We start from the raw sequence: 25977 nt of genomic DNA, 5'->3' as shown, positions 1-25977 counted from the left end.
AATTTTTAGAATGCTTTTTTTATGCCTTAAATTGAAGGGTGTTTTTTTATTATTATTAGAAGCTATTTCCAGCTTTTCACTATATCTTTTTACCAAAAAAGGTAAAAAGGATGCCGTTTCAATCTGGGCTAAACAAATCTATTCACTTTTCTAACTACTAGAAATTAAGTTTACTATTTATTATTTTAAAGTTTTAATTTTTTAGAAATAATAATAGCATCATTTGATACAAAAGGCATTGGCATCATTTCTTCTGTTCTTGGTTTTAAGTTAAAGTTTTTATTAGACAGTAAATCGTAAGAAATTTCATTAATAATAATGTTTAACTTTTGCAGCGCATCTACGGTAAAAGAAAGGGTAACTTCTTTATCTTTATTACCTAAATGATACACCAAAAAAGTACCATTTCTTACACCATATTTTTTCCCCTCATTTACTAAAACATCGTTTACTTTAAACTGGCGTAACAATAACTCATTTCTAGTAATAAATTCTAATTTATTAATTTTTCTTTTTGGAACTATTGTTAACTCTAAAAAACGTTTTTTACCAATTACAGTATCTAATTCTGTAATTATAGCAGCATTTTCTATATTTCTAAATGCTGTTTTTTTAGAAGCTTTAAAACGTGTATTGTATTTACTTTTTGTTTCTGCATTTTCAATTCCTCCTTTGGTAAAATCACCATTAAAAATTTGTTTAGTATAACTATCTAATGTATTGTTGTAAGTTCCAAAATGGGCTGTTTTTGTATCAGAATTTTCAATATATACAATACTGTTTGGTTTTTTATTGTCTACCGAAAACCCGCTATTATAAGATGCAATTCCAAAAAATAAAATTGTTAATAATCCTGCTAATTTCTGTGTCCAAAAAGATTTTTTTTGATGAAAAGATAAAATCATCAATCCGAAGATTAAAACTATAAAAATAGCGCTAACAAATAGAATTTTTAAACCCAACCCAACAGGAAACAATTTTACTAAAGGCGCAAAAATATAAATGGTTGGTATCGATAAAATAGTAAATAATATACGTTTAGATTTTTCTTCTAGATTTAAGAAAATAGCAATTGCTAAAATTAAAAGAGCACAAATTACAGGAATTATAAAAAAACCAGCGCCTTTTAAAAAACTACTAATCATAAAATTGATAACCAACCAAAAGAAGATGGGTGCAATTAATAAATTAGTTGTTTTAATTTCTTTAGAAGTTGGTTTATAAACAGTAAAAAGCAACCATAGGTTTAAGAATACAAAAGCTAAAATATATTGATAGCCATTGTAGGTAAAGCCATGTAACATATCATTATAATGCGGATGAATAATTAATAATAATTGCCACAAACCAAAAGAAATACCACCGCATAAAAGTAAAGAACTTAAAAACGGTACAAAACCTTTTAAGACACCTTTTACATCTATCTTATTTAAAGAAAAACCAAAAAATAACAAGATAATAAAAACAACTCCGCAGATAATTACCATTGTTAAAACCCAAGAAAAAGGGTAAGTTGCTAATTTTATAAACGGGAAATTTACGTACACAAAATCTTCATCAGATTTTAAATCTGTTAAGTCAGAATTTGAAAAGTAATTTACAGAAGTCGTAAAATAATCTGCTTGTTGCAAAAGAGTTTCTCTATCTAAACGTTCATAAGAATCTTGTGCTGTATGGTAATCGAAATGATCGCCAATAAAAGCAAAGTTAAAGCCATTAATATCTGCACTTTCTCTAAAAACAGTTAAATCGGTGTCGTTAGGTAATTTTTTATAGATGGAATACATTAAAGAGTTTGTTGCAGGAAAATTTGGCTTTGTTGCTAAAAACTCAGACAATAATTTACTATTTTTTCCATTGGTTTCCATTAACATATAACTTGGGCCGCCACTTCCTCGAGCTTCAAAATTTAAAACTAAACCAATATCTTTTGTCCAAGGATGTGTATCTACAAAAGCTTGCGCACCCAATAAACCTAATTCTTCGGCATCTGAGATTAGAATAATAATATCATTTTTTTGTGTTTCATTTTTAGCTATAAAAGCTCTTAAACCTTCTAAAATTGTAACTACGCCAGAACCAGCGTCACTTGCTCCTAGAGAAGAATGTGGGTTCGAATCATAATGTGTTAATAGCATTAGCGCTTTTTCTGAACCAACACCTTTTAATTTTGCTATTATATTTTCTGTAGTAGTAGCAGCATACCATTTTTTATTAATAGCTGTTTGTGTTTGAATTTCCGTTTCAAAACCCATTTTTTGCAATTCTGTTACAATGTAATTCTGAACTTTTTTATGTTCGGTAGAACCTACAAAATGTGCTTCTTTACTAATATTTTTTAAATGATGTAGTGCATTGTCTAGAGAAAACGCTGTTTCTGTCTTTGTAGTTGTATCTTTAGGTAAAGACGGTTTTAAATCTGCAAAACTCCAATAAATTACTCCTAAAATTATAAGGGTAGAAACAATAGTAGAAAATCTTTTCATGTGAAAAATATATTTTTATAAATGTATGAAATAAAAAAAACTTCAATGAAAAGTGTAATGTTTCAGAAAATTTACTAACTTCCTTGCGAACTAAACTACTAATAATATGGGCATTAAGAGCTTTCAAGGAAAAAGAGAAACCAATCAAACAAAAGAAGATGCACAAATTTTAGTAGCAGATTATATGACTACAAACTTAATAACTTTTAAAGCAGAGGATTCTTTAGACCATGTAATAGAACAATTAATAACGTATAAAATTTCTGGAGGACCTGTTATTAATGATAAAAATGAATTAATTGGTATTATTTCTGAAACCGACTGTATTAAGCATATTTCTGAAAGTAAATATTATAATATGCCCGCAGACACCAATAATACTGTGGGGAAGTATATGGTTAAAGATGTAGATACAATAGACAAGAATATGAATATTTTTGATGCTGCTTTTAAATTTATTTCATCTCACAGAAGAAGATTTCCTGTAATAGAAAACGGAAAATTAATAGGGCAATTAAGTCAGAAAGATGTTTTAAAAGCTGCTATTAAAGTAGAAGGAAATACTTGGAAGTAGTTATTTCTCTTTTCTAATTAATAAAAAAGTATCATTTTCTAAACCTAAATAACCTTCATTATAAATGTAAAAATAGGTGTTGCCTGTTTTTGTTTTATAGATAGAGGTAAAGAACTGAAAATCGAAACCTTTATCATATAATTTAGTTCTTGTTACTTTTGTTTTACCAGAAACGTTTAACTCAGATAAAATTTTGTAATTTTTTCTAAGACGGTTATTTATATTTCTAATAAGATTTTTACTGTCTTTATTTACACTATTATTGTGTGCGTTTCTACAATAATCTGAACAGAATTTCTTATCTACTCTACCTTTTACAGGTTCTTTACACTCTAAACATTCCCTTGTTTCCATCATGTAAATATAGGTAAAATTATCCGTTTACAAACGACTACAAATAATTACAACCGAAAGTAATTGTTTTCTAACCGAATAAAACTCTTTTTGTGTCGCAACTTTGCAGCGTCAAACGAATTGACAAAACAAATTATAAACTACACTTAAAATAAAAGTGTTAAAAAACTTATCTTATGAATACGTTAAGAAACAAAGTACAGTTAATTGGTAGATTAGGTCAAGAGCCAGAAATAGTAACATTTAAAGACGGTAATAAAATGGCTAAATTTTCTATGGCAACAGATGATAGTTATAAGGACAAGGAAGGTAACAAAGTAGAGCGTGCTTATTGGCATAACATTGTTATCACTGGCGGATTGGTAAATGTTGTAGAAAACTATGTAAATAAAGGGCAAGAAATTGCTGTAGAAGGTAAACTTACTAACAGATCTTATGATACTAAAGAAGGTGAAAAAAGATATGTTACAGAGATTTTAGTGAACGAGTTGTTGCTTTTAGGAAGTAAATAAAAAGAATGTTGTTTTGAAAAGGAATAAAATCTGCTTAATTAAGTAGATTTTATTTTACCTTGGCACATCATTTGAATTAACTTACAGAAACATTAGAAAATGAAAAGCATGAAAATTTTATCAATCTTAACAATTTTATTTGGTTTTTCTCAATGTGGAAGTAATTCATTAGTTAAAAACCCACCATTTAAAGTAGAAAAAGCTTTCTACAATAATTGGGTTGGTGGCCAACCAGGAGTTACCGGTACCAAGTTAGAAATTCATTTATTAGCTGCAGATGCTATTGCTTTCGATTCTTTATATTTTCAAAATAAAATAACAAAAGTAGAGGTTAGTAAATTAGAGAATGTAGTGCAATTAATAGGTCACTTTTCAACATCTAAAAGAAAGAACAGAGATTTGGTTTTAGATGTAGATGCTACTAAAGAGTTACAAAATACACTTCCTAATATAAAGAAGTTTCCTTTCGAATTAAAAGATAACGAAGCAATTGTTAGTTATAAAAAAGGAGATAAAACGCTTTTTTATAAGTTAGAAAATATAAATAAGGTACAATCTATAGCCTTTCCTTCTGCAAATAGAAAGTAAGTAAACATCTAAATATTAGTACATAAACCGTTAATTTATTAACGGTTTTATTTTTGGCACGTAATTTGAATATTAGATAAGTGTAACATTAAAACTACAGCTTATGAAATCTTTAAAACTACTTTTTACATTTATTATCACAGGAGCATTATTAAGCTCATGTACTACAGTTTATGAAGATGATTTTAGAAATAATGAAATTTCTTTAGAAGAAGTTGTAGCTAGTTATGATTTGTGGTACGTAGATTACCATAGAACAATTGGTAACGGTGAAATCCCTTTTGTAACCAAAGCATTTACAATGTCTTTTTTAAATGGCGTTTTGTATGCAAACAATAATATTGCAGATATTGGTTTTACAGGAAATGGATTAGGAATTGATGTTGGAACATATGACACCTTTTCAGGTGTTTTAGAAACCAATCATGATTTAGATGGAAGAAACGACTTTGAAGTAACTGTTACCTCTAATAACGAAATTAGATTGTATAATTACAGACAAAATACAACCTATTTTTTAATAGGATACCAAACAAATACATTCGATTATGACAAGTTGTTCTATGAGAATATAGAATACTTTTTACAAGAATACGCAGCTTGGGAAAAAACGAGTACAACAGGCGGTGTACCTAATGCTTTTGATGTTGAAAATTATTTACAATTTACACCAGAAAATATAACAACATTTTACAGTTCTCAAGATAACTTTGGCACGCAAATTGCAAATATAAATTGGAGTTACGTTGGTGGTTATGAAGTGTTCGATGTAACAGGTTTTGAAGACCTAAAAATATTAACACTTAATTATGATGGTGGAGATATTGAAGAGTTTGAATTAAGCGTTATTAATGATGGAAATATTCGTTTATATAACGTTAACTCAGAAACAACGTATGATTTTGAAGGAAGAGGTTTTATTCAATATTTAAAAAGTGAAACATCTAAGAAAAGTGCAAAATCTACTGTAAGGAATTCAGACAGAAAACGTACTAAAGTAGTAAGAAAGACAAAAATTAGAAGAAATTTAAAATAAAGTTTGGTTAGTTGATTTTTGGTTGGTTATTTCTTAATAACCAATTAAAAGAGGAACCGTCCTGAGGAGGACGGTTTTTTCTTGTTCATAATTTATGAAAACTATATAAGTAAACTACGGTTTCCATAATTACATTTATTTACTTTTAAGAATAATTTATTAGAAAGTAAAAAATGAAACCTACAGCATTTATAACTGGCGCAACGTCTGGAATTGGAAAAGCAACTGCAGAAATTTTTGCAAAAAATAATATCCGTTTAATTCTCTGCGGAAGAAGAGCAGATCGTTTAGAAAGTATAAAAAAAGAATTAAGTAAACTTACAGAAGTTACTACTTTACAATTTGATGTTTCTAAAAGAAAGGAAGTTGAAAGCGCTATAAAGTCGCTTCCAGAAAATTTTAAAAAAATAGATATTTTAATTAATAATGCAGGTAATGCACATGGTTTGTCTACCATACAAGATGGTGATATTGATGATTGGGATGCAATGCTAGATATTAATGTAAAAGGATTGTTGTATGTTTCTAAAGCAATTTTTCCGCAGATGATAGAAAGAAACAATGGTTTTATTTTAAATATTGGTTCTATAGCAGCAAAAGAAGTATACCCAAATGGGAATGTTTATTGCGCATCTAAACATGCAGTAGATGCAATAAATAAAGGGATGAGAATCGATTTGAATAAACATAATATTCGTGTTTCAGCAATTCATCCTGGAGCTGTAGAAACAGCGTTTTCTGAAGTTCGTTTTAAAGGTGATTCTAAAAAAGCGAAAAGTGTATATGCTGGTTATAAAGCATTACAAGCAGAAGACATTGCAGATATTATTCATTTTGTAGTTACAAGACCTTATCATGTAAATATCGAAGATTTAGTTGTGTACCCAACAGCACAAGCAAGTGCAACTATTATAAATAAACAGTAATATGAAAATAGCTTCAAAAATAATTATTGGTTGTATGTCTTGGGGAAATTGGGGCAAACAATTTTCTACTAAAGAACAGGTAGATATGATTCAGTTTTGCACAGAAAATGGCAATACTACATTTGATCACGCAGATATTTATGGAGATTATACAACAGAAACAAGTTTTGGAAAAGCATTTTTAGAAAGCGGAATTCAAAGAGAAGATATTCACATTATTTCTAAATGCGGAATACAATTAATTAATGAGAAAAGAAACAATACAATTAAACACTATAATTACTCTAAAGAATATATTCTTAATAGTGTAACAGCGTCTTTAAAGAATTTAAAGACAGATTATTTAGACACTTTTCTTTTACATAGGCCAAGTCCGTTAATGCAATCTGAAGAAATTGCAGAAGCTGTTTTAGAACTTAAAGCTAGTGGTAAGATTATTAATTTTGGGGTTTCTAATTTTACGTCATCACAAATAGATTTAATTACAGATAAAATTCCGGTTTCAGTAAATCAGATAGAGTTTTCATTAACAGCACATAAAGCAATGTCAAATGGTACTTTAGATAAAATGCAACAAAAAGGAATACAACCAATGAGTTGGAGTCCTTTAGGAAGTGTTTTTAGAGAAAATAGCGAGCAGTCTAAAAGAATAAAATTGGTTTTAAAAGAATTAACTAAAAAGTACGAAGTTTCTGAAGACGTACTTTTACTTGCTTTTATTTTAAAACACCCAGCAAAAGTATCGCCAGTAATTGGTACAACAAATAAACAACGAATTTTAAACGCAAATAAGGCTTTAAAAATTAATATAGAACTGCAAGATTGGTTTGAGTTGTTAGTTGCAAGTCAAGGACACGAAATGGCATAAAATGATAAACAAACGCCTTTTAATTAAAAACCTACTTTCTCATAACGATGAGAATAGTTTTTATGACAAAAAGCAAAAGTTATCTTTATCTTCTAAAGAAGGAAAAGCGAAGTTTTTAAAACATATTTGTGCACTTTCTAATTCTAACCCATTAAATAACTCTTACATTGTTATTGGTGTAGAAGACGAAGAAAATAAGATTATTGGAGTCGATTTTTTTGATGACAGTAAAATACAAAACCTAGTAAATGCGTATTTAACTAATCCGCCAAAAATTGAATACGAAAATGTTCGTTTTCCTAGTTTACCACGGCATAAAGTAATTGGTTTGGTAACTATTTATTCGAATAATAAAACTACTGCACTTTTTAAAAATGCGTGGAAGTATAGAAAAGACACTGTTTTTTATAGAAGAGGTAGTAACTCTATTCCTTTTTATGGAGACAATTTCGAGATTAGAAATACCAATAAGCAAATTGTTGCTGCCATAGAAAAAAATGCCAGTAATAATATTGAATTAACTTTAGATGGTGTTTTCGATTTTATAAAGAATCACAAAGAAGCCTATAACCCACAATACAAAGTTTTTAATGAACAATTTGTATTGTGTTGGGCAGGAAAACAAAAGAATGTTAATAATGAAATTTACTTTTCTAGAGTAGATATAGAATTGATAAATGAGCAAGTTCAACTCTTTTTTTCTGCTTTAGATGATGTACAAATTACGTATAATAGTACCTCTTTTATTGTAACAGAATTTATTTATCTAGGTTTTGAAAAGCAAGAAAAATACTATCCTTTAGAAAAGACCATTATTCATTTTAAAGAGAATGGAAAGCACGATATTTTAAAAGAATTTCTTTTTCAGCCACCTATTTTTAATGATGAAATAATGATTCATATTTACAATAGTTGCAATTTAATTGTTAGAAAAATTGAACAAAAACAGCAACTTTCTGTAACAGATTATAAAGATGTTTTGCGCTTACCTACCAATTATTTAATTTGTTATTTACACGGTTTTTTAGATGCTGAAGAATTTCTTAAAAAAGCAAAAGATTATATAAAAAACTTAGAAGATAAATCTACATACCTAAAATATAAAGAAACATTACGTATTATTCGAAAAGTAAAGTATGGTTAAAATGGGTTATTCTATAATTTCATAATCGATACTTAGCTTTCGCAAAGCTCTTAAAGCAGAACCAGTATTTTTATCCTCTATCTCAATATCTACAGCATCTCCTTCTAAAAGAATACTTGTAAGCTCGTTTGCTAAAGAATCGTTAATACCTAAAGAAACTTCTACAATACATTTGGCTATTGCTCTTTTATCTGGTCTTTGAGCATCACAAGACAATAAATTTAATTTCATAATTAAAATATTTATACATGCAATATACCATAGTTAAATCTAGATATAGCTTAAATTAATATTCATTTTAAGGATATAAATATTTTACACAAATTTTAATTTAGAAAAAGATTTATTAAGAATTGCTTTATCATCTACCTCTAGCCATTTATCTAAAATTGTTGCATACACTTCTCTAAAGTCAATTTCATATTTTAGATTTCCATTAGCATCTAAATCGGCTAAGTTTGGTAAATTATTATACAAACCTTGTTTCTTTAAATTTTTACCAATTAGAAAAACATTGTTTGCAGCACCATGATCTGTACCTTGAGATTCGTTTTGTTTTACACGTCTTCCAAATTCAGAAAAAGTAAGAATTAGTACATCATCAAAATTATTGTTCTTTTGTAAATCTTCAACAAAAACAGCCATACTTTCTGCGTATGTTTTTAATAATCTTGCTTGTGTATTTGGTTGGTTTGCATGCGTATCAAAACCTGTTAAACCAGCATAAAATACTTGGGTGTCTAAACCAGAATTTATAAACTGAGAAATGGTTTTTAGTTGTTTGCCAAATAAGTTCTTTGGGTAATTATTAGAAGCAGCTTTTACCTTCGTTTTTTCAAAAATATATTTTGCCGAAGATTCTGCATCAATCATTGTATTGTATAAATAACCTAAATTATGTTCGCTTAAATGTGCATCTGTGTTTGCATTTATTACATTTTTATAAAAAGGTTCTTTTAAAGAATTGTACAACGTTTTAGCATCTGTAACTGCCAAACCATTTTGCGTTTTTCCTTTTAATAATAAAGATAAAGATTCATCTACTTCAATTGCTTTTGTTGGTTTTCCTTTAGTAATATCTAAATATCTACCAACCCACCCATTTTGTAAAAACTGATTGCTATCACTTGCTGTTTGCCAAATATCGGTAGCTCTAAAATGTGATAAATTAGGGTTTGGATAACCAACGTTATTTATAATACTTACAAAACCTTTTTCGTATAAATTATGCAAAGGTTCTAGGCTTTTGTGTAAACCAACTTCATCAGAAATTTTTAAGATTTCGTTTTCTTTTAAAGCAATGTTTTTTCTTTGTTGATAATAGATATCATTTCTAAAAGGAACTACCGTATTTAAACCATCATTACCGCCTTTTAATTGAATAATTACAATCTTTTTGTTGCCAAAATTTTTTTTAGGAATTTGTTCAAAAACTTTTAAAAACTGCGGAACAAAAAACATACTAGAAGCAAAAGTGGTCTGTTTTAAAAAATCTCTACGTTTCATAGGTTTAATTTTAGGTTGTTATTAAGAAACTTTATTTTCTTTAGTTTAACAAAGTTGATATTCTGGTAGAGACATTAACTGTACACAAAAATCTTTTTTTGGTATGCTTAAATTTTCTAGTAATAATTTTTCTGTTCCAGGGTTTATTTGTGAAGTTAAAACAAATAAAATGAGTTCTTTATTTGAGTATTCTTTAAATTTCTCATCAAAAGAAACCCAATCTACAGTTGTTTTTATAAAAGCTTTCCTTTTTAACCTTTTAGATTTTAAATCTGTAACTATGGTTTCTTCGTCTCCGGTATCTGAATAGGTAATTTCTGCATTATTCAATAAAATAGAAGACAATCTTAAACGTCTAACTAATGTGTTGCTATCAATCCAATTTCTACCTGTTTTCCAACCGGCAACATTTGGCGGACGCATGAGTGTTTGCCCCAATAAATGTTGTACTAATAATACTTGTTTTGGTTTGTTAAAACGATAAGGAATAAGAGTGTGTATACCTGCTAGAAATTCTATGGGCGACTTTATTTTTGTTCCAATATTTTCAGTAGCATAAAACCAATCTGAAAGTAATACAAAGCGCATTAATTTCTCAATATTATACTCCTCAAAGAAAACAGTTGTCATTTCTTCTACATGATTTTTATTGATGTTTTCATTTACAAAATAACCATATATTTTTTCTGATAGATGTCTTGCACATTGTTTTTGTTCTAGAATTATATCTACAATATCGTCTCCATTAAAATTACCTTTTTTACCTAAAAAAGTTTTTTCATCTTCGTCATGATGTTTGGTACGCAGTACAAAATCTCCTTTAAAATTATGATTATAACCAGTAAAAGCTCTTGCAGATTCTTTAACGTCTGTTTCTGTATAATTTCCTTGTCCTAAAGTAAAAAGCTCCATTAATTCTCTTGCAAAGTTCTCATTAGGGCTTTTCTTTTTATTCTGTTTGTTGTTTAAATATGCTAACATTGCAGCTTCTCTAGATACTTTTTTTGTAAAATTAGCAAAGTTGCCAAAAGCATTAGCTCTTAACATGTTATTGTAGTTTTGAATGTAAAGAATATTTCTACTTTCGCAAACAAAATGATTTGCCCAAAAAAGAGTCATTTTTTCTCTAAAAACCTCTTTAGGATTTAGAACTCTATCTACCCAAGCAATAGAAAAATCATTTATTTTTTTTATGCTTTTCTTCTGTATTTCTTTTCGCTTTTCTTTGTTTTTTAAATCAGCAGGTTTTAGATCTTTAAAAAAAGAAATATCTACTTTTAAAGGAGTTATTTTTGTAGATGAATTAAATATTTCATTTACAATTGTACGTTTACTTTCTTTAGATAAGCGCTTTAGTTCTTTGGGAGAAACCCCAAAACCAATTCTATTAAATAGGTGTTGTATGTGTGCTGATTTCATATTGTTTAGACTTCAAAGTTTAAAAAGGGTTTAATTTGCACTCATTTGGGATAAAATTAGCATCTAAAACACTTACTTTTTTTGTAACTTACCTCAATAATCTAAAACCACTTTTTTTATGCCAAATTACACTTTAAACGTTAATGGAAAACAGGTTTCTGTTTCTGCAGATGAAGATACGCCTTTACTATGGGTTTTGCGAGATGAACTAGACCTAGTAGGCACAAAATTTGGTTGTGGTATTGCACAATGTGGAGCTTGTACTGTGCATATAGATGGTGTTGCTACCAGAAGTTGCCAAATGCAAGTTTCTATTTTAGATGCTGTAAAAATAACAACAATAGAAGGTCTTTCTAAAGACGGTAAACACCCAGTACAAGAGGCTTGGAAAGAAATAGATGTGCCGCAATGTGGGTATTGCCAAGCAGGACAAATTATGACTGCAACTGCTTTTCTGAATGAGAATAAAAACCCATCTGAAGAAGAAATTAGAGAAGCAATGCATGGTAATATTTGTAGATGTGCTTCTTATAATAGAATAGAAAAGGCTGTAAAACTTGCTTCAAAAAAAATGTTATAATCACTAAAATTAAGAAAAATGAAACTACACAAAAAAGATAATTTTAGTCGAAGAAACTTTTTAAAAACATCTGTTTTAGCAGGTGGAGGAATGTTAATTGGTTTTAATTTATTGACGGCCTGTAAGCCGGAAGCAAAAATGCCAGTAGATATTGCAAGTTTAAATTTTAATGATTTTAATGCCTTTATAAAAATTTCTGATGAAGGGTATGTAACCATTTTTTCACCAAACCCAGAAATAGGGCAAGGTGTAAAAACGTCTATGCCAATGATTATTGCAGAGGAATTAGATGTTGAATGGAAAAATGTAACTGTAGCGCAAGGAGTTTTAGATACTAAAAATTATAAAAGACAAGTTGCTGGTGGAAGTCAGTCTATACGTTTTGGTTGGGATGCTTTAAGGCAAACTGGGGCAACAGCAAAACAAATATTGGTTAATGCCGCTGCTGTAAAATGGAACGTAGATGCATCAACTTTAAAAGCATCAAAAGGAATTATTACAAATTCTAATGGAGAAAAATTAGGTTATGGAGATGTTGTAAAAGAAGCTGCTTTATTAGAAATTCCTGAAGATGTAATTTTAAAAGAAACAAAAGATTTTACAATTATTGGTCAAGAAATAGTAAATGTAGATATAGATAATATTATTACAGGTAAACCATTGTTTGGTCTAGATTATAAAGCAGAAGGAATGGTATTTGCATCTGTTTTAAGACCTCCTGTTTTTGGTCAAATTTTAGAAAGCTTCGATGCTTCTGCAGCTAAAAAGGTAAAGGGAGTAATAGATGTTGTTACTATTGGAGATAAAGTAAGAAAGTATGTTGAAGCTGGTAAGAATAACTGGACAGTTAAGTTATCTAAGACAGATAAAGTAGTTGTTATCGCAGAAAATACTTGGGCTGCAATTAAAGGTAAAAAAGCTTTATCTGCAAAATGGAAAACAGTTTCTAAAGCAGAAAGTACAGAAATGCATGATACTCTTTTAACTGGTGTTTTAGATAGTAAGAAGCAAAACGTTAGGCGAGAAGATGGTGATATAGATAAGGCTTTTGCTACTGCAGATAAAGTGATTGAAAAAACATATCACTCGCCATTTTTACCACATAATTGTATGGAACCTATGAACTTTTACGCAAATGTAACTGCAGAAAAAGTACATTTGGTTGGTCCTGTGCAAACACCAGAGTTTGCAGCTGTTGTTGTTGCAGATATGCTAGGATATGACTTAGATAAGGTTCATGTAGAAATGACAAGAATGGGCGGTGGCTTTGGTAGAAGATTGTATGGAGATTTTGTTTATGAAGCAGCAGAAATATCTGCCGTAATTAAGAAACCAGTAAAAGTTGTTTCTACAAGAGAAGATGATATGACAACGGGTGTTTATAGACCGTCAATAAAATATAGAATAAAAGCAGCTTTAAAAGACGGAAAAGTAACTGGGTATCTTTTAAAGGAAGCTACTGTTAATGGAAATATGTATGGTTTAATTCCTCATTTTTTCCCTGCAGGTTGTATTCCTAATTATAAAGTTGAAACAGGTAACTATAGCAGTAATATTACAACAGGTGCATGGAGAGCGCCTTATACTAATTTCTTAGCATTTGCAGAACAAAGTTTCTTTGACGAGTTGGCTTCAGAATTAAATGTAGATCCAATTCAATTACGTATAGATCTACTTCAGAATGTAAAAGGAACCACAGATAAAAGAATAGAATATTCTGGACAAAGAATGGAAGACACTATTTTATTGGTGAAAGAAAAAGCAAATTGGGGAAAAACAAAAGAAGGAGTTTACCAAGGTTTTTCTGCTTATTACAGTCATAATACACATGTTGCAGAGGTTGCAGAAATTGAGTTAAAAGATGGTTTTCCGGTAATTAAAAAAGTAATTGTTGCTGTAGACTGTGGTGTTGTTGTAAACCCAACAGGTGCAAGAAACCAAGTAGAAGGTGGTGTTTTAGATGGAATTGGGCACGCAATGTATTCAGATTTATCATTTAAAGACGGAAAGCCTTCTGACCAAAATTTCGATACATATAGATTAATTAGAATGAATGAAACACCAAAAGTGGAAGTTCATTTTCTAGAAAATAATAATTCGCCAACAGGTCTAGGAGAACCAGGTTTACCACCTGCAGGAGGCGCGGTTGCGAATGCTATTAAAGCTGCATTAGGTAAAAGAATGTATCGTCAGCCATTTGTAAAAGAATTAAAAAAGAGAATCATTCTTGGCTAATTTTGTAAAGTATATATAATAAAAAAAGCCGCTTTAAAGCGGCTTTTTTTATTATAAGTAACTGTAAAGCTTATTGCCCAACTTCTTGTTTTGCTTGTTCTACCATTTTTTCATTAGGTACAATTGCAACATTTACTCTTCTGTTTTTTGCTCTTCCTTCTGCAGTTGCATTGTCGTATTTTGGCTGTGTTTCTCCAAACCATTGTGTTGTAAACCTAGAGTTTTGTAACCCTTTGTTTACTAAATAATCTGTAACAGACAATGCTCTTTTTTGAGACAAAGTCATGTTATAGTCATCTCTACCAGAACTATCTGTATGCCCAACAACTAAAATATTTGTATCTGGAAACTCTGCAAAAACGCTAGCTAACTTATTTAAAGTAGCTTGAGATTTAGAATTTACGTTAGACTTACTGGTATCGAAATAAACACCACTATTTTCATCAAAAGTAACAACAATACCGTTGTCTAATCTTTCTACTTTTGCTCCAGGAATTTCTGTTTCAATTTTCTTAGCTTGGTCGTCCATCTTTTTACCGATTAAAACACCAGCTCCACCACCAACTACACCACCAATTAAAGCACCTAGTTTACTATTTTTACCACTACCAACATTGTTACCAATAATAGCACCTAGTAAAGCACCAGCAGTTGTACCAATTACAGCACCTTTTTGTTTGTTATTAGCGTTTTTTGTAGCTTCACAACTTGTAAAACTTACCATTAATGTTAATGCGATTGCAAAAACAGTTATTTTATTTAATACTCTTTTCATAATTATTATTGTTTTATAAAGTCCATATTAATAATAAACGGCGTTCCGTTTACCATTAAGTTTTGTTTCCATTTCATAGTAGATTCCGTTAGGTTAGACAATTCTACTCTAAAACCAATATTACTTTCGTTATTTTTTGGTTTTAATAAAAAGTCATAGTAACCAGAAGTTTCATCTATTTCTTGAATAACAAAAATAAAATCTCTTTCTCCTGTAATACAATTTGCTCCATCTACTGTATACACGCCAGAATTATTGTTAGGTACAAATTTCCAAGAGCTACCTTCTAAACATTCTTTTGTGGCGTCATTAAACATAGTTACATTATAATCTCCTGTTTTACTATATGTAATTTTATTTAAAACCCAATTTCCTTTAATTGTTTTCTCTTTAGTTCTTACACTCTTTGAAGCAGCACAAGAAAATATGGTTGCAACAAACATTAAAAGCATTATTTTTTTCATAAATTATCTATTTTATTCTACTGCAAAATAACAACTAAACTTACTAATAAGTTAACTCAAAAGGAAAATATTTGGATTCATTCAGAAAAAATTAACAATAAATATCTTGCGCTAATCTAAACGTATTTGCGTGTGCATTTACAATTATATTAATATCTGGTGAATAACCTCCACCCATAGAACACATCACAGGAATTTTTAAGTCGAAACACGTTTGTAAAACAAACCTATCTCTTTCTTTACAGCCTTCTACAGTAAGACCCAGTTTTCCTAACTTGTCACTCTTAAGAACATCTACGCCACATAAATAATAGATAAAATCTGGTTTCTCTAGATTAATTAGTTTTGGTAATGTTTCTTTTAAGATAGATAAATATTCCGCATCACCTGTATCGTTTTCTAAAGGAATATCTAAATCGCTTTTTTCTTTTATAAACGGATAATTACTTTTTCCGTGCATAGAGAATGTAAAAACAGTTTTGTCATTTTTAAAAATTTCTGCGGTTCCATTTCCTTGATGTACATCTAAATCTACAATTAGTATTTTTTCTACTAAACCTTTTTGTTGTAGATACTTCGCTGCAATTGCTTGGTCATTTAACATACAAAAAGCTTCGCCACGGTTAGAGAAAGCATGGTGTGTTCCGCCAGCAATATTCATTGCAATTCCATTTTTTATGGCAAATTCAGAAGCTTTCATTGTTCCGTCTGCAATAATCATTTCTCTTTCTATTAGAATTTCAGAAATAGGAAAACCAATTTTTCTTACAGCTTTTTGTGAAAGTGTAATGTTTAATAGATCGAAAAAATATTCAATATCATGAACAGTAAAAAAATGTTTACTATTAGGTATTGTTGATTTAAAGAAGTTTTCTGGCGTGCAAGTTCCTTCATGAATTAATTGTTGTGGTAAAAGGTCATATTTATCCATAGGAAATCGATGCCCTTTTGGTAATTCATATTTGTAAATAGGATGATATGCTATTTTTAACATGCACTTGATTTGTGATTTTTTAAAGGTAAAACTTATAAAAAATGGTTTGTATGCAAATTTAATTTTTTAAATATTAAATTTTTTGTTTGTGAAAAAAAACAATTAAATATTACTCAAAGTCATTAAAAAAAAAGTCGTTAAAATCAAATGAATGATTTTAACGACTTTAATAATGTGATTATAACAAGGTGTGTTAAGATTATAGGGGATTTCTTAACAAGTTGTGTTTCCAGTTAGCCAATTAAGTTAGGGGACGCTAACATATGGCTAATTTACAGTGTTTTAGAAACCTGTTATTTCTTTTTAGGTAATTAACAAAAAAGTGTCGATTAATGGAAAATTACTTTCGATTAACGGATATGTTTAAATTTTTTATGCTAAAAGATATCATTATTTTTAAATATTGCTTATTAATTTTTGATCAAAAAAAAAGTCGTTAAAATCAAATGAATGATTTTAACGACTTTTAATAATGTGATTATAACAAGGTGTGTTAAGATTATAGGGGATTTCTTAACAAGTTGTGTTTCCAGTTAGCCAATTAAGTTAGGGGAAGCTAACATATGGCTAATTTACAGTGTTTTAGAAACCTGTTATTTCTTTTTAGGTAATTAACAAAAAAGTGTCGATTAATGGAAAATTACTTTCGATTAACGGATATGTTTAATTTTTCATGCTAAAAGATATCATTATTTTTTAAATGTTGCTTATTAATTTTTGATCAAAAAAAAAGTCATTAAAATCAAATGAATGATTTTAACGACTTTTAATAATGTGATTATAACAAGGTGTGTTAAGATTATAGGGGATTTCTTAACAAGTTGTGTTTCCAGTTAGCCAATTAAGTTAGGGAACGCTATCATATGGCTAATTTACAGTGTTTTAGAAACCTGATGCTTCTTTTTAGGTAATTAACAAAAAAGTGTCGGTTAATGGAAAATTACTTTCGATTAACCGATATGTTTTAATTTTTTATGCAAAAAAAAGCCGCTACATAGCGGCTTTTAAATAATAAATATAAATTTTTCTAACTAACTGCTTGTCCGTTTTTAACTGCTTTTGTAGGTTCTACAAATGCTAATTTTCCATCAGTAGTATCTGTCATTAAAATCATTCCTTGGCTTTCTACACCTCTAATTTTTCTTGGAGCTAGGTTTATTAGAACAGAAACTTGTTGCCCTATAATATCTTCTGGCGAAAAGCTTTCTGCAATACCAGAAACAATAGTTCTTGTATCAATACCAACATCAACCTTTAATTTTAAAAGTTTTTTAGTTTTTGCTACTTTTTCTGCCTCTAAAATAGTACCAATTCTAATATCTAACTTGGTGAAGTCTTCAAACTCAATTGTTTCTTTTTGAGGCTCTAAAACTTTATTTTCTTGCTCATTCGCAAGTTTAGTTGCTTCTAATTTTTCAACCTGAGCTTCAATAGTATTATCTTCTATTTTAGAAAATAGTAATTCAGCTTTGTTTATTTGATGAGCAGCTGGTAGTAAAACATCCATTTCAGTAACATTATCCCATGATAGCGCATCATCAATATTTAAAATTCCTTTTAATTTGGTTGAAGTAAAAGGTAAAAATGGTTCAGAAACTACTGCCAAGGCTGCAGAAATTTGTAAAGCAACATACATAATTGTTTGCACACGTTCTGCATCTACTTTTATTACTTTCCAAGGTTCTTCGTCTGCTAAGTACTTGTTACCAAGTCTTGCTAAGTTCATTAATTCTTGGCTAGCTTCTCTAAAACGGTATCTTTCAACAGATTTACCAATAGTATTAGGAAACTCTTTTATTGCGGCTAAAACATCTTCATCTACTTCTGTAAAATCATTTGCAGCAGGCACAACACCTTCATAATATTTGTTAGTTAAAACAACAACTCTATTAATAAAGTTACCAAAAATAGCAACCAATTCGTTGTTGTTTTTTGCTTGAAAATCTTTCCAAGTAAAATCGTTGTCTTTACTTTCTGGCGCATTTGCAGTTAAAGTATAACGTAAAACATCTTGCTGATTTGGGAACTCTTCTAAATACTCATGCAACCAAACTGCCCAGTTTTTAGAAGTAGATAATTTATTTCCTTCTAAATTTAAAAATTCATTTGCAGGTACATTATCTGGTAAAATATAATCTCCGTGTGCTTTTAACATACTCGGAAAAATAATACAGTGAAAAACAATATTGTCTTTTCCTATAAAATGTACCAATTTGGTATCCTCTTTTTTCCAATAATCTTCCCAGTTTTTTCCTTCTCTTGCAGCCCATTCTTTTGTCGATGAAATGTACCCAATTGGCGCATCAAACCAAACATACAATACTTTTCCTTCTGCATCTTTTAAAGGAACCGGAATTCCCCAATCTAAATCTCTTGTTACTGCTCTTGGTCTTAAACCGTCTTCTACCCAACTTTTTACTTGTCCGTAAACATTAGGTTTCCAATCTTTTTTATGCCCTTCTAAAACCCATTCACGTAAAAAAGCTTCGTGTTTGTCTAAAGGTAAAAACCAGTGTTTTGTTTCTTTTACAGTTGGTACATTACCTGTAATTGCAGATTTAGGGTTAATTAAATCTGTTGCGTTATGCGATGTTCCACAGTTTTCACACTGATCTCCATAACTTTCTTCGAAACCACATTTAGGGCAAGTTCCTACTACAAACCTGTCTGCTAAAAACTGATTTGCTTCTTCATCGTACAATTGTGCTGAAACTTCTTCAATAAATTCGCCATCATTATACATTTTTGTAAAAAACTCAGATGCCGTTTCATGATGAATTTTAGACGATGTTCTCGAATAATTATCAAAAGAAATACCAAAATCTTCAAAAGATTTTTTAATAATTGTATGATATTTATCTATAATAACTTGTGGAGAAACACCTTCTTTTTTTGCTCTCATTGGTATAGCTGCACCATGTTCATCAGAACCAGAAATATAGGCAACGTCATTACCAGTTAAACGTAAATAACGCGCGTAAATATCTGCAGGAACGTAAACACCTGCCAAATGCCCAATATGAATTGGACCATTTGTATAAGGTAAAGCTGCTGTAATTGTATATCTTTTTGGAGCACTCATGTGTTCTATATATTATTTTGGACTAATTTTTGAAGTGCAAAAGTACAAAAAACCGAGTTTTAAAAGTCATTGAAAATAGATACATTTACCATATTAAGATTATTAGACAATTTGAAACAAGAAACCAACGCTATTTTGAAGAAAAAAACAATTTTTACATTTTTATTTTTGATGATTTTATCATTAACCAATGCGCAAGAAAAACGAATAACACCACCTTATTTACAAAAAGGAGATACAATAGCTATTGTTGCGCCTGCAGGAATTTTAAGAGGAAGAAAAGCAACTATTTTAAAAGCAAAAAAGTTTGCAGAAAATTGGGGGTTAAAAGTAGTTTTAGGAAAAAATATTTACAAGCAAAACAATCATTTTGCAGGAACAGATGCAGAACGTTGTCAAGATTTTCAAGATGCATTAGACAACCCTAATATTAAAGCTATTTGGTCTGCAAGAGGCGGTTATGGATCTGTAAGAATTTTAGATTTATTAAATTTTGATGTATTTAAAAAACATCCAAAATGGGTTATTGGATATTCTGATATTACTGCGTTTCACAACCATATTCATAATTTAGGTATAGAAACTATTCATGGTATGATGGCAACAAGTTTAGAAGAAAAGCCAGAAAAAATTATTGAAACAGTTGCTAGCTTTAAAAAAGCTTTGTTTGGGGAAGAATTAAGTTATAAAGTTACATCTTCAAAATACAATAGAACTAATTCTTTAAATATAATAGAAGGTGAAATAATAGGAGGTAACTTAGCTATTTTAAGTTCTATGTTAGGTTCTAGTAGCCAACTTTCTACAAATGGAAAAATTTTATTTATTGAAGAAATTGGTGAATACAAATATTCTATTGATAGAATGTTACAAAGTCTAAAAAGAGCTGGTTATTTTACAAAAGTAAATGCTGTAATTATTGGTAATATGTCTTCTGTAAAAAAGAATTCTACCAAATGGGGAAGTTCTATAGAGCAATTAATTTTAGATGTTGTACCAGAAGAAATTCCTGTTTTATTCGATTTTCCTGCAGGTCATGAAGCAGATAATAGAGCGTTGATTTTTGGTCGTAATGTGAGTTTGAATATTGGCGAAGCAGAATATTCTTTAAAATTTAAAGAATAATTAATGGTTTTACTACAAAGAAAGACTTCACAGGTTTTTAAAATCAGTGAAGTTTGAATAACTAATATTTTGTAAAATAACACATTGGTAGTTTTATTTAAAAAATAAGACTTCGTAAATAATTGAAAAATTACCAACTGAATACTGTAAACTAAAAAAAAATGGCAGAACATAATGAACTTGGTAAAAAAGGAGAGAAAATAGCTATTGAATATTTACTAAAAAACGATTATAAAATTCTAGAAACAAACTACCGTTATTTAAAAGCAGAGGTAGACATTATTGCTCAAAAAGAATCTGTTTTAGCAGTTGTAGAAGTAAAAACAAGAAGCACAGATTATTTTGGCAATCCGCAAGACTTTGTAAATCCGAAGAAAATAAAACTGTTACTTTCTGCAATCGATTATTATGTGGTTGATAAAGATTTAGATGTAGAAGTCCGTTTTGATATTATTGCTATTATTCATCAAAATAAAGAAACAAAAATAGAACACTTAGAAGATGCTTTTTTACATTTTTAAGGCATCTAGAACAGCTGTTCTTAAATCTTTAAATTCAGATTTTTTTGAACCACTATCTATGTAAGTAAAGTTTCCTTTTTTGTTAATTACAAAGTAAGAAGGGTAAACTTGTAATTTGTTAAAGTTTCTACTAACATCCATTGCAGAATATGCGATTTTAAAATTAAAAGGGTGTACTTCTAATAATTTATCTATAATTAGTTTTCTATCTAAAGCAGGTGCAATAAATAAAATATCCTTATTTTTTTCGAACTCTTTAACAAGCTTATTTAATTTAGGGATGTCTGTTAAACAAGGCATACAAGAAGTAAACCAAAACTTAAAAACAACAATTTTTCCTTTAGTTTCTTCATTTGTTAATTTACTACCATCTAACAGCCATAATTTAAAATTAGGTGCAGTTTCACCTATTTTAATTTCTTGCTGGCCAACAGAAGGAAGACTACTTAATAGAGTAAGTAATAAGAGTATTCTAAACATTATAATTTACTTAAAAAAGATTCTAAACCTTCTAATGTTAATGGTTTTGCAATAATTTTTTTATTAGAATCTAATACAAAATAAGTTGGTGTAGAACTAATATTATAAGTTCTTGAAACTTTATTCTCCCATTTATTTAAACCTAAAACATGATGCCAGTTAGGTAAAGTAATTTTCATGTTTTCCCAACCAAGAGCATCTCTCTCTAAAGAAAAAGCAACTGCTTTAATATCTTCTTTATCTTGTAAAAATTTATGCAATTTTGGTATTTCTTTTAAACAGTGAGAACAAGTTGTACTCCAGAAAATTAACACATAATTTTTAGCGTCTTTTAAAGTAGAAAGTTTTAAGGTTTTATCATTTTCTTTCCATGAAAAATCTGGTGCAATTCTACCAACTTCAGCAGCAAGTAGTGTTAGTTTTTCACTCTTAAAGCTATTACTTTGTAAAGATTTTGGTAACTTATCATAATAGTTTTTAAAAAGAAAATCTATTAATTCTAAATTCTTGCTTGCCTCAAACTGTTCAATTAAAAACGCTATTGCATCTTTCTTAAAAACAGGACTTTTAACTTTAGAAAACACAGTTTCTATAGATTTTTTATAAAGATCTTGTTGCTTCTCTGTATTTTCTGAGTAATTGATGTAGAAGACATAATCTGTAATTCTATCAATTAAAAACGAAGAGCTTAGTAATGTTTCGTTAGAGAAATCTAAATTATCGAAAAAAGTACTTGTCATGTTAGACATATACTCGTTCGCATTTGTTTTTATTTCTGATGGATTTACCCTTAAACTAGCCTTAATAAATGGCAGAACATACATGTCTTTTGCATTCTCTAAATATTTTTGTTGAATACTGTTTATCTTATTTAATGTAGTTTTATAGTTCTTCTTTAAATCTAATTGTGGGTTTCTAATAGCTGTAATCTGTAAAGAATCTAATTTTTGTTGTTGCTTAGATACTTCACTTAAATAATTTCTATATACGATGTTTTCTTTAGATTCAGAAAAAACTACTGTTTGTTCTGGGTAATCTGGGTGAAAAGCAAAACTTATATTTTCTTTATTGAATATAAAATCTACAAAACTAGCACCACTTGTTCTATAACTAACTCTATAAGAGCCAACTTTTGCGTTTGCTGGTAATTGAAAATTAAACGAACCAATTATTTGTTTATTACCATCAATTAAAAGAGTGTCTTTTTTAATAGTTGTATTTTTAATAAACTTCTGTTTTGGCCCTTCAATCTTATATAATATAACCCAATCTGTATCTAAATTATTGGTTAAAGTACCATTTAGATTAAATTGAGCTTGTGCAAAAGAAGTTATTAAAAATATAAGTGCGACTATTTTTTTCATTTTTTGTGTAAATTTTGTTCTTGCTTAACTATTTTCAAGAAGTGTACCAAAAATACTATTTCTACATCAAATTTGGTATATTGTAACTCATAAAAAAAATCTAATATGTATTTTTCTAATAAGGTTGTTTGGGTTACTGGTGCTTCTTCTGGTATAGGAAAAGCTTTGGCTATTGAGCTTTCTAAGCAGAATGCAAAAATTATTTTATCCTCTAGAAATAAAGAATCTTTAGAGTTGGTGAAAAATGAATGTAATAATTCGCAGAATATAAAAATTGTTCCGTTAGATTTAGAAAATTATTCTAATTTACAAGAGAAGGCAGATGTAGCTATTTTAGCTTTTGGTAAAATAGATGTTCTTATTAATAACGGCGGTATTAGCCAGCGTTCTTTAGTAGAGAAAACTCAAATTTCTGTAGACAAGCGTATTATGGATATTAATTATTTAGGAACCGTTGCGTTAACCAAAGCAATTTTACCTCACTTTATAGAAAATAAGAAAGGTCAGTTTGCGGTAACTACCAGTATTGTTGGTAAAATTGGCACTCCTTTGCGCTCTAGTTATGCAGCTAGTAAGCATGCGTTACATGGTTTTTTTGATAGCTTACGAGCAGAAAATTATCATAACAATATAGCGGTAACATTAATTTGTCCTGGTTTTATAAATACAAATGTTTCTAAAAATGCATTAACAGGTAATGGAACTCCACAAGGAAAAATGGATTTGGCTACTGGTAACGGAATGTCTTCAAAAGATTGCGCTAAACAAATGCTAAAAGCAATTGAAAAGAAAAAAGAAGAGGTTTATATTGCTGGTGCAAAAGAAAAATTAGGCGTGTATGTTAAACGATTCTTTCCTAAGTTATTTTCTATTTTAGTTAGAAAGATGCGTGTTACTTAATCTTCAAAATATTTTAAAGCATCAAAATAATTAATAATTGCTTCTTTCATTAATACAGTCTGTTCACCAGGTTTTAAATTTGGTAACTCTGTTATTACTTTATAATGTGGCCAGCTATCATCGTCATAAAAATCGAATTCATAATAACCATAAGGTTCTAACAATTTGCAAATAGCAATATGCATTAAATTTACTTTTTCATCTTTTTTAAAAGCGATGTTTCCTTTACCTAATTCCTGCACACCAATTAAATAGATAATTCCATCCATATTTAATTCATCTCCATCTGCAAATTGATTTGTTAGTTTTGTAACTAACAAATTCCATTTCTCCTTTAAATTAATAACTTTTTGCATAGAATTAGATTTTAAGATTGCAAAGATACAATGCACATTTTTAAATATTAAAAAAAAAGATGTAGGTTTGAAAAATTTATTTTTATGAATATTTTTGATATAATTATTGCAGCACTCTTAATATTTGGTTTTGTAAGAGGTGTAATGAAAGGTCTTTTTGTAGAGGTTGCCTCGTTGGTAGCATTAATAGGTGGTGTGTATGGAGCAATACATTTTTCTCATTTTATAGGCGACTTTTTAAAAGAATCCGTATCTTGGAAAGAAGAATATATTTCTTTGGCAGCATTTGCAGGTACTTTTATTGTAATTATAATTATAATTGCATTATTAGGTAAGATGCTAACCAAATTAGCAGATTTCGCATCATTAGGTATTATAAATAAAATATTAGGTGGTGTCTTTGGTGCTTTAAAAATAGGATTAATCTTAAGTGTAGTTTTTATCTTCTTCGGAAAAATGAACGACACAATTCCTTTTATTAAAAAGGAAACATTAGATGAGTCTATCTTATACGTGCCTGTGAAGAAAATTGCTCCAACAATTTTTCCTTCGATAATAAAAGATGAGAAACAGGAAAAACCCTAATATAAATTAACGATAGATAAACGTTAGTTTTGTAAATTGCAAATAAAAAAGCCCTCCAATGAAGAAAATTCATAAAATTATAGCACTATTTAGTATCGTATTATTAATGTCTTTTAACTCTAAAGATTGTACTATTCTAAAGAACAATACTTTTAAATACAAAGTTGGTACTAAAGATGTTTTAATAGTCTTTGGGTATGAAGAGTATATCGAGTATCATGAGAATAAGAAGTATTATATAAAATCTGACATTGAGTGGATTACAGATTGTGAATATGATCTAGTTATACAAGAGTCTACTTTACCAAACTTCCCATTTAAACCAGGTACTAGAATGCATATAAAAGTAGATCGAATAAAAGGTAAGAAAGTTTACTATACTGCTAGTTTAGGCGGAAGGTCTTGGGAATGGAAAATGACAAAAGTAATAATTAAAGTATAAAAAAAACCGAGACTAAAATCTCGGTTTTTTGTTTTAATCTAAATGGTAGATTTTCATTATATCTTCTAAATATTTTTCGAAATCTATTTTTAAATCTATTAGTTTTCCGCTATGAATATCAAAAACCCAACCATGTACTTTTAGACCACGATCTCTAAATGCTTTTTGAACAGCTGCTGTTTTAATTAAGTTTACACATTGTTCTTTTACATTTAATTCCACCAATCTCTCATATTTCTTTTCATCATCTTCGATTGCATTTAGCTCTTCGGAATGAATTCTGTAGACATCTCTTATGTTTCTTAACCAAGGGTTTAAAATACCAAGATCTGCAGATTGCATTGCTGCTTTTACACCACCACAACCATAATGACCACAAACTACAACATGATTCACTTTTAAATGTACAACGGCATATTCTAAAACAGACATTGCATTTAAATCTGTACCAGAAACCATGTTTGCAATGTTTCTATGTACAAAGACCTCGCCAGGTCCTAAACCCATTAAATCTTCTGCGGTTACTCTACTGTCTGAACAGCCAATGTATAATAACTCTGGGTTTTGACCTTTTCCTAACTCTTCGAAATAATTTTTATTAAAAGTTAGTTTTTCTTTTATCCAGTTTTCATTGTTCTCAAAGACGCTATTTATATCCATT

Annotated in this window: 27 protein-coding genes; 14 read left to right on the top strand and 13 right to left on the bottom strand. The window is 29.3% G+C overall.

The annotated features are described in order from the left end of the window. Window positions 1–185 precede the first annotated feature (185 nt). Window positions 186–2486 (bottom strand): M28 family peptidase, encoded by a 2301-nt coding sequence (locus SHK09_RS01445; protein WP_319808988.1) that lies wholly within the window; start codon window positions 2484–2486, stop codon window positions 186–188. A gap of 106 nt (window positions 2487–2592) precedes the next feature. Between SHK09_RS01445 and SHK09_RS01440 the strand changes: the two genes are divergently transcribed. Next, on the top strand, window positions 2593–3060 hold the full coding sequence (locus SHK09_RS01440; RefSeq protein ID WP_319808987.1) for a CBS domain-containing protein: 468 nt from the start codon (window positions 2593–2595) through the stop codon (window positions 3058–3060). Here SHK09_RS01440 and SHK09_RS01435 read toward each other — a convergent pair whose 3' ends face one another. Further along, window positions 3061–3414, bottom strand: a complete 354-nt coding sequence (locus tag SHK09_RS01435; protein ID WP_319809335.1) for a hypothetical protein — start codon at window positions 3412–3414, stop codon at window positions 3061–3063. A gap of 176 nt (window positions 3415–3590) precedes the next feature. Here SHK09_RS01435 and SHK09_RS01430 point away from each other — a divergent pair, with 176 nt between their 5' ends. The 6 genes from SHK09_RS01430 (at window position 3591) to SHK09_RS01405 (ending at window position 8488) form a co-directional block, all read left to right on the top strand. Further along, a complete protein-coding gene (locus SHK09_RS01430) occupies window positions 3591–3926 on the top strand; it encodes a single-stranded DNA-binding protein (protein ID WP_319808986.1) in 336 nt (111 codons plus the stop codon). 108 nt (window positions 3927–4034) lie between these two features. Continuing rightward, window positions 4035–4514, top strand: a complete 480-nt coding sequence (locus tag SHK09_RS01425) for a hypothetical protein (protein ID WP_319808985.1) — start codon at window positions 4035–4037, stop codon at window positions 4512–4514. Window positions 4515–4617: 103 nt separating this feature from the next. Then, window positions 4618–5550: a hypothetical protein gene (locus tag SHK09_RS01420; protein WP_319808984.1), complete on the top strand. Its 933-nt coding sequence runs from the start codon at window positions 4618–4620 to the stop codon at window positions 5548–5550. A 173-nt stretch (window positions 5551–5723) separates the two neighbouring features. After that, window positions 5724–6476, top strand: a complete 753-nt coding sequence (locus SHK09_RS01415; RefSeq protein ID WP_319808983.1) for an SDR family NAD(P)-dependent oxidoreductase — start codon at window positions 5724–5726, stop codon at window positions 6474–6476. A 1-nt stretch (window position 6477) separates the two neighbouring features. Beyond that, a complete protein-coding gene (locus tag SHK09_RS01410) occupies window positions 6478–7344 on the top strand; it encodes an aldo/keto reductase (RefSeq protein WP_319808982.1) in 867 nt (288 codons plus the stop codon). Between the two features lies 1 nt (window position 7345). Then, window positions 7346–8488 (top strand): ATP-binding protein, encoded by a 1143-nt coding sequence (locus SHK09_RS01405; RefSeq protein WP_319808981.1) that lies wholly within the window; start codon window positions 7346–7348, stop codon window positions 8486–8488. Window positions 8489–8494: 6 nt separating this feature from the next. Here the strand turns inward: SHK09_RS01405 and SHK09_RS01400 are convergent, their stop codons facing one another. The 3 genes from SHK09_RS01400 to SHK09_RS01390 form a co-directional block, all read right to left on the bottom strand. Next, the gene (locus SHK09_RS01400; RefSeq protein WP_319808980.1) at window positions 8495–8719 is read right to left on the bottom strand and encodes a hypothetical protein; all 225 of its coding nucleotides are present in this window, start codon (window positions 8717–8719) and stop codon (window positions 8495–8497) included. Window positions 8720–8803: 84 nt separating this feature from the next. Beyond that, complete coding sequence (locus tag SHK09_RS01395; RefSeq protein WP_319808979.1) at window positions 8804–9994, bottom strand: DUF1501 domain-containing protein; 1191 nt, start codon at window positions 9992–9994, stop codon at window positions 8804–8806. Window positions 9995–10039: 45 nt separating this feature from the next. Then, on the bottom strand, window positions 10040–11413 hold the full coding sequence (locus SHK09_RS01390) for a DUF1800 domain-containing protein (RefSeq protein WP_319808978.1): 1374 nt from the start codon (window positions 11411–11413) through the stop codon (window positions 10040–10042). A gap of 118 nt (window positions 11414–11531) precedes the next feature. Between SHK09_RS01390 and SHK09_RS01385 the strand changes: the two genes are divergently transcribed. Both SHK09_RS01385 and SHK09_RS01380 read left to right on the top strand, forming a co-directional pair. Then, complete coding sequence (locus SHK09_RS01385; RefSeq protein ID WP_319808977.1) at window positions 11532–11993, top strand: (2Fe-2S)-binding protein; 462 nt, start codon at window positions 11532–11534, stop codon at window positions 11991–11993. 18 nt (window positions 11994–12011) lie between these two features. Further along, the gene (locus SHK09_RS01380; RefSeq protein ID WP_319808976.1) at window positions 12012–14228 is read left to right on the top strand and encodes a xanthine dehydrogenase family protein molybdopterin-binding subunit; all 2217 of its coding nucleotides are present in this window, start codon (window positions 12012–12014) and stop codon (window positions 14226–14228) included. A gap of 70 nt (window positions 14229–14298) precedes the next feature. On the opposite strand, the gene SHK09_RS01375 is transcribed toward SHK09_RS01380, so the two are convergent. The 4 genes from SHK09_RS01375 to metG form a co-directional block, all read right to left on the bottom strand. After that, a complete protein-coding gene (locus SHK09_RS01375) occupies window positions 14299–15003 on the bottom strand; it encodes an OmpA family protein (RefSeq protein WP_319808975.1) in 705 nt (234 codons plus the stop codon). A 5-nt stretch (window positions 15004–15008) separates the two neighbouring features. Beyond that, complete coding sequence (locus tag SHK09_RS01370; protein ID WP_319808974.1) at window positions 15009–15467, bottom strand: lipocalin family protein; 459 nt, start codon at window positions 15465–15467, stop codon at window positions 15009–15011. Between the two features lie 91 nt (window positions 15468–15558). Next, window positions 15559–16461, bottom strand: a complete 903-nt coding sequence (locus SHK09_RS01365) for a histone deacetylase (RefSeq protein WP_319808973.1) — start codon at window positions 16459–16461, stop codon at window positions 15559–15561. Window positions 16462–17488: 1027 nt separating this feature from the next. Then, a complete protein-coding gene (metG, locus tag SHK09_RS01360) occupies window positions 17489–19543 on the bottom strand; it encodes a methionine--tRNA ligase (protein ID WP_319808972.1) in 2055 nt (684 codons plus the stop codon). A 171-nt stretch (window positions 19544–19714) separates the two neighbouring features. Here metG and SHK09_RS01355 point away from each other — a divergent pair, with 171 nt between their 5' ends. Then, window positions 19715–20668 carry an LD-carboxypeptidase gene (locus SHK09_RS01355; RefSeq protein WP_319808971.1) on the top strand — a complete coding sequence of 318 codons (954 nt, stop codon included), beginning with the start codon at window positions 19715–19717 and terminating at the stop codon, window positions 20666–20668. A gap of 161 nt (window positions 20669–20829) precedes the next feature. Continuing rightward, the gene (locus tag SHK09_RS01350) at window positions 20830–21189 is read left to right on the top strand and encodes a YraN family protein (RefSeq protein ID WP_319808970.1); all 360 of its coding nucleotides are present in this window, start codon (window positions 20830–20832) and stop codon (window positions 21187–21189) included. Here the strand turns inward: SHK09_RS01350 and SHK09_RS01345 are convergent. Next, the gene (locus SHK09_RS01345) at window positions 21178–21669 is read right to left on the bottom strand and encodes a TlpA disulfide reductase family protein (protein ID WP_319808969.1); all 492 of its coding nucleotides are present in this window, start codon (window positions 21667–21669) and stop codon (window positions 21178–21180) included. The two genes, SHK09_RS01350 and SHK09_RS01345, sit on opposite strands and share 12 nt — an antisense overlap. After that, the gene (locus tag SHK09_RS01340) at window positions 21669–23033 is read right to left on the bottom strand and encodes a TlpA disulfide reductase family protein (protein WP_319808968.1); all 1365 of its coding nucleotides are present in this window, start codon (window positions 23031–23033) and stop codon (window positions 21669–21671) included. Before SHK09_RS01340 ends, SHK09_RS01345 begins: the two co-directional genes overlap by 1 nt. A 105-nt stretch (window positions 23034–23138) precedes the next feature. Between SHK09_RS01340 and SHK09_RS01335 the strand changes: the two genes are divergently transcribed. Next, window positions 23139–23933: an SDR family oxidoreductase gene (locus SHK09_RS01335; protein WP_319808967.1), complete on the top strand. Its 795-nt coding sequence runs from the start codon at window positions 23139–23141 to the stop codon at window positions 23931–23933. Here the strand turns inward: SHK09_RS01335 and SHK09_RS01330 are convergent. After that, window positions 23930–24289, bottom strand: a complete 360-nt coding sequence (locus SHK09_RS01330; protein ID WP_319808966.1) for a hypothetical protein — start codon at window positions 24287–24289, stop codon at window positions 23930–23932. The genes SHK09_RS01335 and SHK09_RS01330 overlap by 4 nt on opposite strands. Window positions 24290–24373: 84 nt before the next feature. On the opposite strand from SHK09_RS01330, the gene SHK09_RS01325 reads away from it, so the two are divergent. Together SHK09_RS01325 and SHK09_RS01320 are read left to right on the top strand one after the other, a co-directional pair. Continuing rightward, window positions 24374–24874: a CvpA family protein gene (locus SHK09_RS01325; RefSeq protein WP_319808965.1), complete on the top strand. Its 501-nt coding sequence runs from the start codon at window positions 24374–24376 to the stop codon at window positions 24872–24874. A gap of 58 nt (window positions 24875–24932) precedes the next feature. Next, on the top strand, window positions 24933–25316 hold the full coding sequence (locus tag SHK09_RS01320; RefSeq protein WP_319808964.1) for a hypothetical protein: 384 nt from the start codon (window positions 24933–24935) through the stop codon (window positions 25314–25316). A gap of 33 nt (window positions 25317–25349) precedes the next feature. Here the strand turns inward: SHK09_RS01320 and SHK09_RS01315 are convergent, their stop codons facing one another. Further along, window positions 25350–25976 carry a carbonic anhydrase gene (locus tag SHK09_RS01315; protein WP_319808963.1) on the bottom strand — a complete coding sequence of 209 codons (627 nt, stop codon included), beginning with the start codon at window positions 25974–25976 and terminating at the stop codon, window positions 25350–25352. Between the last annotated feature and the right edge of the window lies 1 nt (window position 25977).

This window comes from Polaribacter sp. PL03, from assembly GCF_033875165.1.
GTDB lineage: Bacteria > Bacteroidota > Bacteroidia > Flavobacteriales > Flavobacteriaceae > Polaribacter.
Note: the sequence above shows the minus strand (reverse complement) of the source record. Positions and strands in the feature narration are given on the sequence as shown.